The organism is Skermanella sp. (genome assembly GCF_059503625.1).
Genome location: NZ_JCACHA010000323.1, coordinates 1 through 2838, shown reverse-complemented (window position 1 = coordinate 2838; position 2838 = coordinate 1). Strand labels below are relative to the sequence as shown.

Here is a 2838-nt window from a genome sequence, read left to right as displayed (position 1 = left end):
CTGATGACGGAGGGTGTGTCTTGGGCTGCTGGCCGAGATCGCTGATGGAACGGAACAAGCCGCCAAGCCGCTTCGGCATCCGGAAGCAGCGGGATGTCGGACACCGGACAGATCCCTGGGCGGGTCACGTTCTGAGGCCCCCGTCCTGGAAAAAAGCTTGTTTTTCAACAACGTGCGGTGATGCCCCACATCCGGATGGCGAGCTTTTAGCATGAACGGCCTGAAGATTTCGCATGATCCGGGCTTCAAAATGGGACGTGACAGGGTGCTCAACCCACCAGAATCAGGCTTTTCACACGAACTACCCGACAACGACAGGGTGGGTCAACCGGACACTTACGATAATTGCCGTTATCATAGGTTACGCTGCACAACCAGGGAAAATAGGGATGTTTCAAGTTAAAGGCAATTTCAATTGAAAAATATTGTCAACCACTTATATTTGAATGATAAAATCCTGATCAAAGAGAGGGCGGAGAGTGACAGCATGCCAGGGCAGGAGGAAGAATGGCTGACCTGTTCGTCGCCGGCGGGATCGTCACGGCGCTGGAGCAGGCCGCCATTGCCATCGGTCGCCTCGACGCCGCCCTGGTCGGCAATCCGCTCCGGCGCGCCTGGACCTTCTGGAGCGAACTCGACGCCGCCCGTCGCCACGCCGAGGCTGATGGCCGCAAGGTCGACCTGTTCCGCCTCGCCGCCCACCTCCACGGATTGCCGCTCCGGCCCGGCGACACCACCTCCGCGCCCGAGCGCGGCCGCGAGATCGCCGGCCTGAACCATGCGGTCGAGCTGCGCTCCTGGATGGCGACCCCGGATCCCGAACAGCAACACCTGCGCGACATCGCCCTCGACAGCCTGCGGGACTGCGGCGGTGGCCAGCCGGCGCTGGTCGCCACCGCCCACGGCATGCTCGCCTGGCTGGCGGGACAGGGCAGCCGGCCCGCCATTCGCGCCGCCGTGCCGCTCTACCTGCGCGACCGCGCGATCACGATCCACGCGCTGGCCGCCGTCACCGGCAGCGATGCCCTGCGGGCCGGGCCGGACGATCCCGACGGCTTCACGGTGCGCTTTCTGGAGGTTGTTCGGCGCGAGGCCACCGATAGCCGCGACATGTTGCTGACAATGGAGCGGGAATGGCGCGAGGCGCGGATAAGGGTAGACCACCGCGCCGGTGCCCGGTCAAATTCCCGGCTGCCCGCTGCGGTCGACCTGCTGGCTGGATCGCCGCTGCTCAGCATTACCGCCCTGGCCGAGGCGCTGAACTGCTCGGTCGAGGGCGCGTCGCGGATGCTGGAAGCCCTGGTCCGGCTTGAGGTCGCCGCCGAGGTCACCGGCCGAACCGGGCGGGGCGCCCGGCGGCTCTACGGCCTCAAGCGCCTGCTGCCGATCCGGGCCGAGACGACGGCTGTCCCGCGTCGGGCCAGGGGAGGCCAGCGGGGGCAGCCGAAGCGGATGCTGACCGCGCCCTTCGCCGAACTGGCGGACGAGCCCAAGGCGGCAGACGTGACGCCGGATGCGGAACCGGCCGAGCCGGCGCGCCTCGCGGCGGTGAGCTTCGACTTCGACGCGCTCGACCGGCTGATCGCGGCGGCCGACGAGCGGACACGCGGCGTCCGCCGCCTGCTCGACCGGGTTGCCCGGGGCGAAAAACCTTTCCCGGCGGATGACGAAAACGAGGAACCGTGACCTGCCCGATCCTGTTCCCGCCGGCTTGGGGTGCTGATTACGCTGCCGCCCGACGGCGACCCCGCCTGGCCGGAGCTGCTTCAGGCTCAGGCTCGGACCGGCTCCTGCCCAAACCGATCGCCTTGGCGAACTCGCTGCGTTTCTCGGCATAGGCCGGGGCTACCATGGGATAGTCTGCCGGCAGGTTCCACTTCGCCCGGTACTCGTCGGGCGTCATGCCGTAGGTCGAGCGCAGATGCCGCTTCAGCATCTTCAGCTTCCTGCCATCCTCCAGGCAGACGATGTACTCGGCCGTGACCGACTTGCGGATCGGCACCGCCGGTCGTTGCGGCTCCTTCTCCGGCGCCACCGGTCGGCCAAGCTGACGGAGCGCGTCATGGACCAGGCTGATCACTTCCGGGATGTCAGCAGCGGGGAGACGATTTCCCCGCAGGTAACCTGCTGTAATCTCGGCGGTCAAAGGCATGAGATCATCGGATGGTACGTCGAATTTACTGTTATGGTTCATGATATCTGCTGCTGTTAAGATGTGAGTTGCATTCATTGCTGGAAGATGACTCCATAGTTCTGTCCTGCCGAGCCCCTTCAGCAAACGAAACAGGAAACATTGCACTCGATGCAAAGTTGCAGATCATTCGATCTTTGCTTGCGGTTTATTGATCATACAGGGTTTTACCTGATTGCTTCTGGGCCTGAAGCAGGAAGTAGACCTCCGAATTTGCTCTGGCCTTGACATGGTATAAAGATTTTCATTTATCACGTTTTTTGAAATTACCAATGTCGGGATAGATCGTTTTATCTGCTGACAAGCGCCTGTGCTGGCCATTATCGATAAAGTTTGCTTCTTTGGTAGCAGCTGTGCCGCTTTGCCGCTGCAGCGATCGGTTCCGGTTGGAGAACGACGATGTGCTATTATGCTGCAATTCAGTACGGGGATGACGATGGAAACCCTGCGGCAACAAAGGATGGGAAGGCATGAGTTTCGTCAGTGGGCGGAGCAGCAGGAGGGTGCCCGCTACGAACGCGTAAACGGAGAGCCCGTTGCCATGGCACCCGAGCGCGCCATCCACGCCCGCATCAAGGCTCGTGTCTGGCAGGCTCTGGACCGCGAGCTGCGGGAGCGTGGCAACGACTGCGAAGCTTTGCCCGATG

Annotated in this window: 3 protein-coding genes; 2 read left to right on the top strand and 1 reads right to left on the bottom strand. The window is 62.9% G+C overall.

The features are described 5' to 3' along the window. Positions 1-507: 507 nt before the first annotated feature. Entirely contained in the window at positions 508-1686 is a 1179-nt protein-coding gene (locus AC5JJ6_RS07355; RefSeq protein ID WP_496041410.1) for a hypothetical protein, read from the top strand. A gap of 37 nt (positions 1687-1723) precedes the next feature. Here the strand turns inward: AC5JJ6_RS07355 and AC5JJ6_RS07350 are convergent, their stop codons facing one another. Beyond that, complete coding sequence (locus AC5JJ6_RS07350) at positions 1724-2194, bottom strand: Ros/MucR family transcriptional regulator (protein ID WP_496041409.1); 471 nt, start codon at positions 2192-2194, stop codon at positions 1724-1726. Positions 2195-2600: 406 nt separating this feature from the next. Between AC5JJ6_RS07350 and AC5JJ6_RS07345 the strand changes: the two genes are divergently transcribed. Continuing rightward, positions 2601-2838: Uma2 family endonuclease (locus AC5JJ6_RS07345; RefSeq protein WP_496041408.1), on the top strand; the 238-nt coding region annotated here is incomplete at its 3' end.